The organism is Nocardia arseniciresistens (genome assembly GCF_046764875.1).
In the GTDB taxonomy this organism is placed as follows: domain Bacteria; phylum Actinomycetota; class Actinomycetes; order Mycobacteriales; family Mycobacteriaceae; genus Nocardia; species Nocardia arseniciresistens.
Window position 1 is genome coordinate 276,362 of the sequence record NZ_JBKORD010000011.1, and the last position, 12,288, is coordinate 288,649.

Annotated in this window: 13 protein-coding genes; 8 read left to right on the plus strand and 5 right to left on the minus strand. The window is 65.0% G+C overall.

From position 1 onward, the window contains the following. Position 1: 1 nt before the first annotated feature. From ACLMAJ_RS21925 to ACLMAJ_RS21945, 5 genes are all read left to right on the plus strand, one after another. On the plus strand, positions 2–847 hold the full coding sequence (locus ACLMAJ_RS21925; protein WP_412015648.1) for a carbohydrate ABC transporter permease: 846 nt from the start codon (positions 2–4) through the stop codon (positions 845–847). Then, positions 844–1,716, plus strand: a complete 873-nt coding sequence (locus tag ACLMAJ_RS21930; protein ID WP_412015649.1) for a carbohydrate ABC transporter permease — start codon at positions 844–846, stop codon at positions 1,714–1,716. The genes ACLMAJ_RS21925 and ACLMAJ_RS21930 overlap by 4 nt, the downstream gene beginning before the upstream one ends. A 12-nt stretch (positions 1,717–1,728) precedes the next feature. Beyond that, entirely contained in the window at positions 1,729–2,820 is a 1,092-nt protein-coding gene (locus ACLMAJ_RS21935; RefSeq protein ID WP_412015650.1) for an ABC transporter ATP-binding protein, read from the plus strand. 266 nt (positions 2,821–3,086) lie between these two features. Then, on the plus strand, positions 3,087–3,956 hold the full coding sequence (locus ACLMAJ_RS21940; RefSeq protein ID WP_412015651.1) for an alpha/beta fold hydrolase: 870 nt from the start codon (positions 3,087–3,089) through the stop codon (positions 3,954–3,956). Positions 3,957–4,160: 204 nt separating this feature from the next. Then, the gene (locus tag ACLMAJ_RS21945) at positions 4,161–4,577 is read left to right on the plus strand and encodes a helix-turn-helix domain-containing protein (RefSeq protein ID WP_412015652.1); all 417 of its coding nucleotides are present in this window, start codon (positions 4,161–4,163) and stop codon (positions 4,575–4,577) included. A 160-nt stretch (positions 4,578–4,737) separates the two neighbouring features. On the opposite strand, the gene ACLMAJ_RS21950 is transcribed toward ACLMAJ_RS21945, so the two are convergent. From ACLMAJ_RS21950 to ACLMAJ_RS21960, 3 genes are all read right to left on the minus strand, one after another. Then, the gene (locus tag ACLMAJ_RS21950; RefSeq protein WP_412015653.1) at positions 4,738–5,148 is read right to left on the minus strand and encodes a VOC family protein; all 411 of its coding nucleotides are present in this window, start codon (positions 5,146–5,148) and stop codon (positions 4,738–4,740) included. 5 nt (positions 5,149–5,153) lie between these two features. Continuing rightward, a complete protein-coding gene (locus tag ACLMAJ_RS21955; protein ID WP_412015654.1) occupies positions 5,154–5,603 on the minus strand; it encodes a helix-turn-helix transcriptional regulator in 450 nt (149 codons plus the stop codon). A 73-nt stretch (positions 5,604–5,676) separates the two neighbouring features. Then, positions 5,677–8,064 (minus strand): ATP-binding cassette domain-containing protein, encoded by a 2,388-nt coding sequence (locus ACLMAJ_RS21960; RefSeq protein ID WP_412015655.1) that lies wholly within the window; start codon positions 8,062–8,064, stop codon positions 5,677–5,679. Between the two features lie 194 nt (positions 8,065–8,258). Here ACLMAJ_RS21960 and ACLMAJ_RS21965 point away from each other — a divergent pair, with 194 nt between their 5' ends. The 3 genes from ACLMAJ_RS21965 to ACLMAJ_RS21975 are packed head-to-tail and all read left to right on the plus strand — an operon-like array spanning position 8,259 to position 9,551. Further along, positions 8,259–8,711, plus strand: coding sequence for an SRPBCC family protein (locus ACLMAJ_RS21965; protein ID WP_412015656.1), 453 nt, complete (start codon positions 8,259–8,261; stop codon positions 8,709–8,711). Further along, positions 8,708–9,061, plus strand: a complete 354-nt coding sequence (locus tag ACLMAJ_RS21970; protein ID WP_412015657.1) for an ArsR/SmtB family transcription factor — start codon at positions 8,708–8,710, stop codon at positions 9,059–9,061. The genes ACLMAJ_RS21965 and ACLMAJ_RS21970 overlap by 4 nt, the downstream gene beginning before the upstream one ends. Before the next feature lie 46 nt (positions 9,062–9,107). Further along, positions 9,108–9,551, plus strand: a complete 444-nt coding sequence (locus ACLMAJ_RS21975) for an SRPBCC family protein (protein WP_412015658.1) — start codon at positions 9,108–9,110, stop codon at positions 9,549–9,551. A gap of 12 nt (positions 9,552–9,563) precedes the next feature. Here the strand turns inward: ACLMAJ_RS21975 and ACLMAJ_RS21980 are convergent, their stop codons facing one another. Further along, a complete protein-coding gene (locus ACLMAJ_RS21980) occupies positions 9,564–10,856 on the minus strand; it encodes a diguanylate cyclase domain-containing protein (RefSeq protein WP_412015659.1) in 1,293 nt (430 codons plus the stop codon). Positions 10,857–10,976: 120 nt separating this feature from the next. After that, on the minus strand, positions 10,977–12,080 hold the full coding sequence (locus ACLMAJ_RS21985) for a terpene synthase family protein (RefSeq protein ID WP_412015660.1): 1,104 nt from the start codon (positions 12,078–12,080) through the stop codon (positions 10,977–10,979). Positions 12,081–12,288 lie beyond the last annotated feature (208 nt).

Consider the following 12,288-nt stretch of genomic DNA (forward strand, 5'->3'; position numbering starts at 1 on the left):
CATGCGCGCGCGAGCGAGTTCCCCATGGATCCTGCTACTGCCCTCGATCGTGCTGCTCGCGGCGCTGTTCGGCTGGCCGCTGGTACGGGCGGTGATGGATGCCTTCGGTGATAGCGACGGTTTCACCCTCGGCAATTGGCGACGGTTGTTCGACGATCCGTACTTCCTTACCTCGCTGCGCAATACGCTGCTGCTCATTGCCATCGTGGTGCCGATCCAGCTCGTGCTCGCCGTCGGGATGGCGCTGCTCATGCAGGCACGTCCGCGGTTCGCGGGCGGGCACTTCTATCTATGGTGCCTGCCGCTGGCGATCTCCGAGCTGGCCGCCGGGCTGGTATGGCTGTCGATCTTCAACAGCCGCGGCTATCTGAACTCGCTGCTGGTATCACTCGGCCTGTCCGAGGACGGCGTGCAGTGGCTCAACTACCAGAACACCGGCACGATGCTGCTGGTCGTGGTGATCGCCGAGGTGTGGCGCGCGACCTCGCTGGTATTCGTGATCGTGGTCGCGGGCGCGCAGATGATCCCGCGCGACTACGACGAGGCCGCGCAGGTCTTCGGCGCCAACCTCTGGCAACGGCTGCGGCACGTGACGCTTCCGCTGCTCGGGCCGAGCCTGCAAGTGGCACTGATCCTGCGCACGATCCTCGCGCTGCAAGCCTTCGCCGTCGCGCAGGTGCTCACCGGGCGCGACTTCCCGCTACTGGTCGGCGAGACCTACGAGTGGTACTCGAACCTGCAGAACCCTGCGGTCGCCAGCGCGGTTTCGCTTGTCGTGCTTGCGATCTCGATCGGCACCGCGGTGTTCTATCTGCGGACGGTCCGGCAGCCGGAGCAGTCGCGATGAGCCAACCGCAGCAGGTCGAGGCAGCACCGCAGCTCCCGCCCATCGACCGGACGCCGCTGCGCAGGCGTCGCAGGCACGCGGTGGGGGTTCAGCTCGCCTGCATCGCGGTGACGGTGTTCATGGCGCTGCCGATCGTCCTCATCGGACTCGCCGCGGTGTCCTCGCACGACGCGCTCAACGAGTTCCCGAAGTCGTTGATTCCCAGCGGATTCTCCACCGACACACTGACCTCGTTCTTCCGGGCGACCGGAACCATACAAGCGCTCGGCAACTCGCTGCTCGTCGGCATCTACACGGTGTTCTGGTCGCTCATCATCGGCGCGCCGGCGGGATATGCGCTGGCGCGCAGCGCATTCCGAGGCAAAGACATCTATCAGGTGTTCATTCTGCTGGTGCGTGCGTTGCCGATCGTGGTGCTCTCGGTGCCGCTGGCGACGATGTTCCTGCGCCTGGACGTCTACGACACGGTGTTCGCGGTCACGCTCGTACACACCACGCTGGCACTGCCGACCACGGTGCTCATCACGGCGAGCATCTTCGTCGCCGTACCCGCCGACCTCGAGGAAGCCGCACGGGTCTTCGGCTGCACACGCTGGCAGGCAGCACGCAGAGTTGTTGTGCCGCTGGCACTTCCCGGCCTCGCGGCATCATCGATCTTCACCTTCGTCTTGTCGTGGAACGAGATCCTCGGCGCGACGATCGTGACACTCGGACACCGCACCCTTCCCGCCCAGGTCCTCACCACGCTCGACGAGGCGTCCACCCCCTACCGGTTCGCAGGCGGCTTCGCACTGATCATCCCGGCGCTGGTCTTCATCTTCGTGATGCGGCGCTACCTGGTGAACATGTGGGGGACAACACTTAGATGACAGAGGTTCGCAATGGCTGAGGTGATTCTGCGGGACCTGGCGAAGACCTATCCCGGCGGCACGACGCGTGCAACCGACGAGGTCTCCCTCGAGGTCGCCGACGGTGAATTCATGGTGCTGCTCGGGCCTTCCGGCTGCGGCAAGACCACGTTGCTGCGCATGATCGCCGGGCTGGAACTGCCGGACTCGGGTCAGATCGTGATCGGTGGCAAGGACGTCACCTACCTCGAGCCGCGACGGCGCAACCTGTCTATGGTGTTCCAGTCCTATGCGGTGTTCCCCAACAAGAAGGTCGCCGAAAACATCGGCTTCGGCCTTCGTGTGCATGGTGTGCCCGCCGATGAGATCCGACGCAAGGTCGAGTGGGCGGCGCAGCTGCTGCAACTGACGCCCTACCTCGACCGGTACCCGGCGAAGCTCTCCGGCGGCCAACGCCAGCGTGTCGCCGTGGCGCGCGCGATCGTGATGGACGCCGACGTGCTACTCATGGACGAGCCGCTGTCCAATCTGGATGCCCTGCTGCGGCTTTCGTTCCGCGCCGAATTGAAGAAGCTCGTCGGCGAGCTCGGCACCACCACGGTCTATGTCACTCACGACCAGGTCGAAGCGCTCTCGCTGGGTAACCGCGTCGCGGTGATGCGTGCAGGGGCGATCGTCCAATGTGGCCCGCCGACAGAGGTATACGACGGCCCCGCAACGGAATTCGTCGGAAGCTTCCTCGGAAGTCCACCGATGAACTTCCTCACCGGGACAGTCGAAGTCGGCGACGCGGGGCCGCGCATCGAGCTGGGCGGTCAATCGCTGCCCGCACCCGCCGCGCTATCGTCGTTCAACGGCAAGACGCTCAACCTCGGCATCCGCCCCGAAGCCATTGTCGTCGACGACGAACCCTCCGCCGACGGCCTACGCGGCGAACTCCAAGTGCTGGAACCGCTCGGATCATCGACCCTGCTGACCGTCGATGTCAGCGGGCAGACGCTCAAGGTTCAAGCGCCGTCGAGCTTCCACGCCGACCATGGGGGCAACACACTGAACCTACGCTTGCCAACGAAGGCATGCCGGTGGTACGACCCGGAAACCGGATTGCTGCTGGAGATCGGTTGAGTCAGAACAGCTCTCGGCTTCGGCCCGGCCGGTTACGCCGGGAACCGGGTCGTCGATTACCCAGGTCTCGGCGGAGGCGACCGCTATCGGTGGAGGCCCGTGATCGGCCCTTCTTCGCCGATGCGAGTGAGGTCCGAACTCGTGATCGATCTCCGAGTAAGTAATCTCCTCAGGGAACACGACTACGAGCGGAACGCGGATCACCTGAACCCGGCACCGAGGGGCGCAGCGTTTCCGTGGATCAGCAGAGGCGGGATGGGGCCACAGTGATCGAACCGACGACGGCAGCGCAGCACACCTTCGGGACGAGCGCGTTCGCCGTGACCAGCGATGACCGTCGCCTGCACTACATGGTGCGCGGCATCGGCGAGCCGACGGTGGTGTTCGAATCCGGCATGGGATTCTCGCGGTCGATCTGGGGGCTGGTGCAGCCGTCGGTTGCCGAGCGGGTCCGCACCGTCGTCTACGACCGGGCCGGGACCGGGCGCAGCGATGACGATCCGCAACCGCGGACGCTCGACCGGCTCGCCGGCGACCTCGACTCGGTGCTGCGAGAGCTGGGGTCGGGCCCGTTCATCCTCGTGGGGCACAGCTGGGGCGGCCCCATCGTCCGCGTCGCCGCGGCGGCCGACCCCACCCGCATTCAAGGACTGGTACTGATCGATCAGAGCGACGAGAACTGCGAACTCTACTTCGCGCCTTCGGCACAGAAGAAGAACGCGGTGGCCCGGGTGCTCATACCCTTACTCGCGCGGTCCGGGCTCTACCGACTACTCGGCAGCAGGATCGGCGGCGCCCAGCCCGCCGATGTCGCCGCGGACCACCACGCCGAGGACTTCACGGTCCGCGCCGCACGAACCCTGCTGGCCGAGCAGGACCAATTCGGTGCGGAACTGTGGCGTCTCCGTCAGCGACCACCCGCACTCGGCGCACTGCCCGTCTCTGTTATCTCCGGCACAAAAATGCCGCGGCTCGGGCACGACACGCGTACGGCGCTGACCGCCGCCCACCGGCAAACCGCGGCCATGTCGCCGAATCGCAGGCTGGTCGAGGCGCCGGGCTCCGGTCATCTGATCATGTTTTCCGAGCCCGAACTCATCGTCGAGGAAATTCTCCACTCGGTCGGCATCGTGTAGTGACCGGGCGATAGTCGGGCGTAGCTGCGCCTGCGCTCCGGCCATGCGCGGATTGCGGACGGGCTACGCCCCAAAGCACCCATTAGGGTGTTGCGGCACAAGAGTCGTAGCATACTTCGAAGTCGGCGACGATCCCGTGGACGCCGAACGTACTTGGGCACAGCAAAGATTCGCGTTTTTCGGTGTAAGGATTGGACGGCTGTAGTGGTTGATTTCGCGGAGCGATTGAACAAGCTGTTCGACACGGTGCACCCTCCGGGGCGCCCACCGCACACCAGTGCCGAAGTCGCCGCCGCACTAGCTGTGGCCGGACGCCCGATCTCGAAACCCTATCTCTCTCAGCTACGTTCAGGTCAGCGCACCAACCCTTCCAACGACACCGTTGCGGCCCTTGCGAAGTTCTTCAAGGTGCGACCGGACTACTTCACCGACGATGTGTACGCCGCCAAGATCGATCACGACCTCGACCTGCTTTCGCAACTACGAGGCTACGAATTACGTCGTCTATCCAGTCGCGCGTTCGATCTTTCCGAAGAGTCCCAGAACCTGCTGACCTCCATGGCCGATAAGCTCCGCACCAGCGAAGGACTGCCCCCGCTACCGCCGGGCACCACCGAATAGGCCGATCGGCCCTCAGACGCGATCGGCACTACACCAGCCTTACAGGGCCATCGATTCGAAGACGTGGTCCGCCGAACGCGCCACGGTCATCCTGGCGAACAAGACGACAGTGCCCGACCGCGTGAGTCGGACACTGTCGTGTTGTTCGTAGCGGACGGGCTCAGGGCAATTCGTTGATGCGGATGTGGTTGCCCGCGGGATCGCGAAAGGCGCAGTCGCGAACACCGTACGGCTGGTCGGTCGGCTCCTGGATGACCTCGGCGTCGCTGGCCTGTAACCGCTCGAAAACGCCGTCGAGGTCCTTGGTGGCCAGGACGATGGTGGCGTAGCTGCCCTTGGCCATCATCTCGGCGATGGTGCGCCGCTCGTCGTCGGTGATGCCGGGGTCGGCGGCGGGCGGGTGCAGCACGATCGACGTGCCGGGCTGGCCGACGGGGCCGACGGTGATCCAGCGCAGCCCGTTGTATCCGACATCCTTGCGGACCTCGAAGCCGAGGGTGTCGCGATAGAAGGCCAGGGCGGCGTCCGGGTCGTCGTGTGGGAGGAAGCTCGAGTGAATGGTGATGTCCATGCCGGCTACGTTAGGTGCTGTTCGGTGACCGGCGCTTCTCGATTCCTGACCGGTCTGGTCACCTGTTTCACCACACACGACGGCATCTCCGCCGTCGCAGGGGCCGTCTCGCGGCGATAGGTGCTCGGCGGCACACCGACCAGCTCGGTGAAGCGAGTACTGAAGGTGCCCAGCGACGAGCAGCCGACCGCGAAACAAACCTCGGTGACGCTGAGATCGCCACGACGCAGCAGCGCCATCGCGCGCTCGATGCGCCGGGTCATCAGATAGCTGTAGGGCGACTCACCGTAGGCGGCACGGAACTCGCGGCTGAGATGCCCCGACGACATGTGCGCGTCGCGCGCGAGCGCCTCGACGTTCAGCGGCTGCGCGTACTCCCGGTCGATCCGGTCGCGGACGCGACGCAGCCGCGCGAGGTCGCGCAGGTGCTCCGCCTCGGTGGGTCTGCTGGTCACCTACGAGATCGTGCCACATCGATCTGTTGAACGTGCCCCACCAGAGGTCCCGCCGCGTCCACGGCGACCCAGGTCAGGCGCCTACGTACGCCGCGAGGTGCTCGCCGGTAAGGGTGGAGTGGGCGGCGACGAGGTCGGCGGGTGTGCCCTCGAAGACGATCTTGCCGCCGTCGTGTCCTGCGCCGGGGCCGAGGTCGATGATCCAGTCGGCGTGTGCCATGACCGCCTGGTGGTGCTCGATGACGATGACCGATTTGCCGGAGTCGACGAGTCGATCGAGCAGGCCGAGCAGGTTCTCGACGTCGGCGAGGTGCAGGCCGGAGGTCGGCTCGTCGAGGACGTAGACGCCGCCCTTCTCGCCCATGTGGGTGGCCAGCTTCAGCCGCTGCCGCTCGCCGCCGGACAGCGTGGTCAGCGGTTGGCCGATGGTGAGGTAGCCGAGCCCGACATCGGCGAGCCGCTCGAGGATGGCGTGCGCGGCCGGAATACGCGCCTCGCCGGAGCCGAAGAACTCCACGGCCTCGCTCACCGGCATGGCGAGTACCTCGCTGATATCGCGGCCGCCGAAGTGGTAGTCCAGTACCGCGGCCAGGTACCGCTTTCCCTCGCATACCTCGCAGGTCGTGGCGACCCCGGCCATGATCGCCAGGTCGGAGTAGATGACACCGGCGCCATTGCAATTGGGGCAGGCGCCCTCGGAGTTGGAACTGAACAGCGCAGGCTTAACGCCGTTGGCCTTCGCGAACGCCTTGCGGATCGGCTCGAGCAGTCCGGTGTAGGTCGCCGGGTTGCTGCGCCGCGAGCCCTTGATCGCGCCCTGGTCGACCGAAACCACATTCGCACCGGCAGGGATCGACCCGTGTACGAGCGAGCTCTTGCCGGAGCCCGCGACGCCGGTGATGACGACGAGCACCCCCAGCGGGATGTCGACATCGACGCCGCGCAGATTGTTCGTCGTCGCACCGCGAATCTCCAACGCGCCGTTGGGTTTGCGCTCCGACTCCTTGACCGCGGCCCGGTCGTCGAAATGGTGGCCGGTGGTGGTGCCGCTGGTCCGCAGCCCCTCGACGGTGCCCTCGAAGCAGACGGTACCGCCGCCGGTACCCGCACCCGGGCCGAGGTCGACGACATGGTCGGCGATCACGATCGTCTCCGGCTTGTGCTCCACGACCAGGACGGTGTTGCCCTTGTCCCGCAGCCGCAGCAGCAGTTCGTTCATGCGCTGGATGTCATGGGGGTGCAGGCCGACGGTGGGCTCGTCGAAGACATAGGTGACGTCGGTGAGCGAGGAGCCGAGGTGGCGGATCATTTTGACGCGTTGCGCCTCGCCGCCCGACAGTGTGCCGGAGGACCGGTCGAGCGAGAGGTAGCCCAGCCCGATCTCCACGAACGAGTCGAGGGTCCGACCCAGTGCGGTCAGCAACGGCGCGACCGACGGCTCGCTGAGTCCGCGGACCCATTCGGCGAGGTCGCTGATCTGCATCGCGCAAGCGTCGGCGATATTGATCTTCTCGATCTTCGACGATCGAGCCGACTCACTGAGCCGGGTGCCACCACAGTCGGGACAGACGGAGAAGGTGACCGCCCGGTCCACGAACGCCCGGATGTGCGGCTGCATCGCCTCTTTGTCCTTGGCGAGGAACGACTTCTGGATCTTGGGGATCAGCCCCTCGTAGGTGAGGTTGACGCCGTCGACCTTCACCTTGACCGGCTCCTTGTAGAGGAAGTCGTTGAGCTCCTTCTTGGTGTACTTGCTGATCGGCTTGTTCGGGTCGACGAAGCCCGACTCGGCGTAAACCCGCACCGTCCAGAAGCTGTCGGACTTCCAGCCCGGGATGGTGAACGCGCCATCGGCGAGCGATTTGGAGTCGTCGTAGAGCTGGGTGAGGTCGATATCGGAGACCTTGCCTCGGCCTTCGCAGCGCGCGCACATGCCGCCAAGGATGCTGAAGCTGCGCCGCTCCTTCGTGGTGCGGCCGCCGCGCTCGATGCTGACCGCGCCTGCACCACTGATCGAGGCGACGTTGAAGGAGAACGCCTGCGGAGAGCCGATGTGCGGCTTCCCGATTCGGCTGAACAGGATGCGCAGCATCGCATTGGCGTCGGTGGCGGTGCCGACCGTGGAGCGGGGGTCGGCGCCCATCCGCTGCTGGTCGACGATGATCGCCGTCGTCAGCCCGTCGAGTACGTCGACCTCTGGCCGCGCCAGCGTCGGCATGAAGCCCTGCACGAAGGTGCTGTAGGTCTCGTTGATCAGCCGCTGCGACTCCGCGGCGATGGTGCTGAAAACCAGCGAGCTCTTGCCCGAGCCGGAGACGCCGGTGAAGACAGTCAGCCGCCGCTTGGGGATCTCGATGCTGATGTCTTTGAGGTTGTTCACGCGCGCCCCGTGCACACGGATCAGGTCGTGGCTGTCGGCAGTGTGCGGCGCGGGTGACTGCGTGTTCTTCCTCGTAGCCATGCTTATCGTGTCTCCATCTGTGCGCGAGCGGGGTATGCACACGTTAGCTGTGGCCCATCGACCAGCGCTTCTCGATTCCTGATCGGTCCGGTCGCTCGCGATGCGCGCGCCAACAATAAGCAACCAATGGTTGCGCGAAGACAATCGACCGGCTAGCGTCATGCGCAACCAAACGTTGCACATGGAGGAATGGTATGGAGTACGGCAGCATCGAACGAGAGATTCACGTCGACGCCTCGCCCGAGGTGGTTTTCGAGGTCGTCAGCAGCCCCGAGCACATCTCGCAATGGTGGACCGACGATGCCGATTTCGAGGCACGGCCCGGCGCGGTCGGCGAGCTCATCTGGGGCGACAGGGCAGAAGTCGCCCCGATCACCGTGGTGACCGCCGAGCCACCTCGATTGTTCGCGTTCCGCTGGTGCTATCCCGACGGCAAGGTCGACGACTCCGCCGACTCGATGCTTGTCACCTTCGAGCTCACCCCGTCGGGCACGGGCACCAACATTCGGCTCACCGAGACCGGGTTCCGTGAAATGGGTTGGGAGGCAGCGAAGCTGGAAGAGCAGTACCGCGAACACAGCGTCGGCTGGGACACCTTCGTTCCCCGGCTCGGCGAGTACCTCGCGCGGCTGGTGTCGACCCCGTGACCACCGCCGTCGACGACGACCTGTGGTCCGCGATCGGAGACCCGACCCGTCGGCGGATGCTCGACCTGCTCCTTGCCGAGGGCGACAGCACCGCGACCAGCCTCAGTGAGCACCTGCCCATGACACGCCAAGCCATCGCGAAACATCTCGGTGTCCTCGATCGCGTCGGCTTGGTGCACGCCACGGCGGCCGGGCGAGAAAAGAGGTACCGGGTGGACGAGGCCCAGCTTGCTCGCGCGGTCGCGCAGTTGTCCTCGGTGGGGGCGATGTGGGACGCCAGGCTCCGGCGTATCAAGCGCATCGCCGAATCGATTGCGCGCAGCACAGATCAACGCAGCACACAGCAATGAATTCACGAAACTCATACCAGAACCAACACCGGAAAGAAGAAGGAAAATGGTAGACATCCTGCACAGGGTCGGAATCAAATCATCTGTGGCCGAGGTCTATTCGGCCCTGACCACGGCCGAGGGCCTCGCGGGCTGGTGGACGACCGACACCGAGGGCGAAGGCGATAATGTCGGTGGCGTGCTTCAATTCCGTTTCCCCCCTGGCGGATTCGATATGAAGGTCCTCGAGCTCGACCCGGGCAAGCGCGTGCGGTGGGAGGTGATCGACGGTCCCGAAGAATGGATCGGCACCCAGGTGAACTGGAATCTCGATCGGGTCGGCGACTACACCATCATTCTCTTCGAGCACCAAGGCTGGAAGGAACCGGTGGAATTCATGCACCACTGCAGCACCAAGTGGGCGACCTATCTGATGAGCCTGAAGGCACTGGCCGAAACCGGGAAGGGCGCTCCGTCCCCCGACGACATCCAGATCAGCGACTGGCACTGACAGCGGAGGCACTCAGGTCAAGGCTTGCAGGGTGTGCAGCACCCAGTGGCCTTTTCCGTTGGTCTTGGCGTAATACAGGCTGGCGTCGGCGGCGTCGAGGAGAGCTTCGGCGTTGGCGCCGGCGATCGGTGTCACCACTGCACCGATGCTGGCCGCGATCTGCAAGTGTTGGCCTTCGATGGTGATCGGGTCCGTGAATACCGATAGCAGTTGTTCGGCGATCATCGTGATCTGGTCGGGAGTGGCCGGTGGCGGGACGAAGGCGACGAATTCGTCGCCGCCTAGTCGGGAGACCAGGCAGCCGTGCTGGCTGAGCTTGTTGTTCAGGCGGTCCGCCACCGCCGTCAGCACCTTGTCACCCGTGCCGTGACCGAAGCGGTCGTTGACAATTTTGAAGTGGTCGAGATCGGCGAAGCACAGTCCGGCGCGGTCACCTTCCTCGGCGCTCATGATCAGTTCATCGATGCGTTCGAGCAGGTAACGCCGGTTCGGTAGGCCGGTCAGCGGATCATGCCTGGCCTGTCTGCGCAGTTCGTCCTGGAGCCGGTGCTGCTCGGTGACGTCGGCACCGATGGCCAGCAGATAGTCCGGTTGGCCGTCCTTGCCCTTCACATACGAGATGGCGAACGACATCCACCCGACACTGCCGTCGGCACGCACCAAGCGTCTGTCGAGCGAAACGGTGCCTTCCCCTGCGGGCACCAGCTTGTCGTAGAGCAGCGCCCGGATATCACCCTGGTCATCGGGATGAGCGAAGTCGTAGACCGAGATCCCGCGTAGCTGGTCGACCGGGACGCCGATCATATCAGCCAATCCTCTGTTGGCTTCCAACAGGTTTCCATCGGTGTCGCCGATGGCGATGGCGATGGCCGTATTGTCGAACAGGATACGAAACCGCGCATCCCGTACGAGACGGGCGGCTCTATCGGACCCCTCATCGTCCGGCGAACTCAGGGCATCGAATGCCCGGTCCAGCTCCTGCTGGTGGCCCTGCCCCAATGCGGCCAGCAACCCCGCGAGTCGCGCTCCGGCGTCGGGACGAGCACTCTGCTCGGCCAGCCGGTACAAGATCTGCGCCGATACGGCGGGTACCCGCCGGTCGTCGGGCAGCCACGACGCCAGCGCCGCCCCGACCCGGTATCCCACGGTCACGACGAACGGATCAGTGTCGACCGCGGTCGCGAGATCGTCGACCATGCCTGCCAACAAAGGAATATCCCGGCCTTCGTGCACAGGCATGTCGCCTACGGCAGCAAGCGCAAGCCACCAACTACGAGCCAGTACCGCACTCTTGCTGTCGTCCACCCCAACCCTTCGATGCGCCGTTTCACTCGACCGCCCTCGTTTGGAAGACGGTGATCCGTTCATCCGACGATAGGCCCGATTCGTCACATTACCGCGTGACCGAATCGAGCATAGTGACAATTACGGGAGCCGATTCTCGACGAAGATCGACTCGCCCTTGTATCGCTCGGTGGCGATCTGCCACACCCAGGTGGCTTGCACGCATCCGAGTAGATCCCGCACGTGCGCCGACACCGGCTCGGCGACGGTCGGGTCGGCGAGTTCGGCACACTTCCGATCGATTCTGGCACGGATCGAGCGGAACTCGGTTATCCGATCGTGCACGATTCGGGCGGCTTCGTGCACGGCGTCGGACAGGTCGGCGCCGGGGGTGTTCAGCAGGCACACCGGGATCAGATTGAAATCCGCACGATCCCAGATGCATTCCTTTTCGAAAGAGAACACGTCGTTCATCAGCGCCCCGATCTCCACGGTCAACCGCTGCAACCGTCGCAGGTCGACCTCGAGCCCGCGGGCACGCACGCCCTCCCAGCCCAGATACTCCTCACGGCCGAATTCGCACAGCGCGATCGCCGGGTACATGCCCGATACATGCGCGCGCAATTCGATGTAGTCGGCGACCGCCAGCAGGTCACCGCGGGCACGGGCGTTCTGATCCCGGATCGCCGGTCGCAGATGGTCGACTGTGGACTCGAGAAACCGAGCCAGCCAGCCCGCGTCGGCCTGCCGCGCTGCCAACGCGAGCAATTCGGCGGTCGCAGCCTCCACCGGGCTCGGATCCGCTGCGGCACTGCGTGTCTCGAGCAAGGCACACAGGCGATGCACCGTGAGCCGGGCCTGCTGCTGTTCGGCGTCGGTCAGGTGGGCGAACTTCTCTCTGCCGACAGTATCGTTGAGCCAGAACAGGATTGCGTTGTAGATCCCGATGGTCGTCATCCGCTCCGCAGTGACGGTGTTCGGATGCAGATACGGCGTCATGCTGTTGTAGTGCGCGCCCCCGGCCTCCAGCCAGATGCCGTGCCGACGGCAGAAATCCTCCACATCCGCACAGGCGCTCTCCCCGAACGGGTTCGGTGCGAAATCCCGGCAGAACTCGACGATGTCACAGTCGGACGTGCTGAACAGCTCCCGTAACGACCAGACCCGTCCGGTCCGAAGCAACGTCACATACTCGGCCTGCATTGCGGCGAGCCGCTCTTCGACCATCAGCGTGTACTCACCCACGGCATAACTCCCTCTCCGACCACACTCCGCCACAACTCGACAGCGCGCCGGGCCGAATCGGCCACCGGCCGTGGTTCGGTCCAATAATCGTAAACGATCGCGATCCAGATTGCGCGGCGATATCCACGCCCGCTCGGCTACCACGGCCGCACCATGACCGCATCCTCGCATTTCCAGCCGACCACAGCCGACGATGGCGGCCCGGAAA

What these genes read in the sequence shown, in the direction of transcription:
- ACLMAJ_RS21925 (WP_412015648.1), top strand. Translation starts at nt 2, where the DNA reads ATGCGCGCGCGAGCGAGTTCCCCATGGATCCTGCTACTGCCCTCGATC.
- ACLMAJ_RS21930 (WP_412015649.1), top strand. Translation starts at nt 844, where the DNA reads ATGAGCCAACCGCAGCAGGTCGAGGCAGCACCGCAGCTCCCGCCCATC.
- ACLMAJ_RS21935 (WP_412015650.1), top strand. Translation starts at nt 1,729, where the DNA reads ATGGCTGAGGTGATTCTGCGGGACCTGGCGAAGACCTATCCCGGCGGC.
- ACLMAJ_RS21950 (WP_412015653.1), bottom strand. Translation starts at nt 5,148, where the DNA reads ATGGACATCACCATTCACTCGAGCTTCCTCCCACACGACGACCCGGAC.
- ACLMAJ_RS21960 (WP_412015655.1), bottom strand. Translation starts at nt 8,064, where the DNA reads ATGGCTACGAGGAAGAACACGCAGTCACCCGCGCCGCACACTGCCGAC.
- ACLMAJ_RS21965 (WP_412015656.1), top strand. Translation starts at nt 8,259, where the DNA reads ATGGAGTACGGCAGCATCGAACGAGAGATTCACGTCGACGCCTCGCCC.
- ACLMAJ_RS21975 (WP_412015658.1), top strand. Translation starts at nt 9,108, where the DNA reads ATGGTAGACATCCTGCACAGGGTCGGAATCAAATCATCTGTGGCCGAG.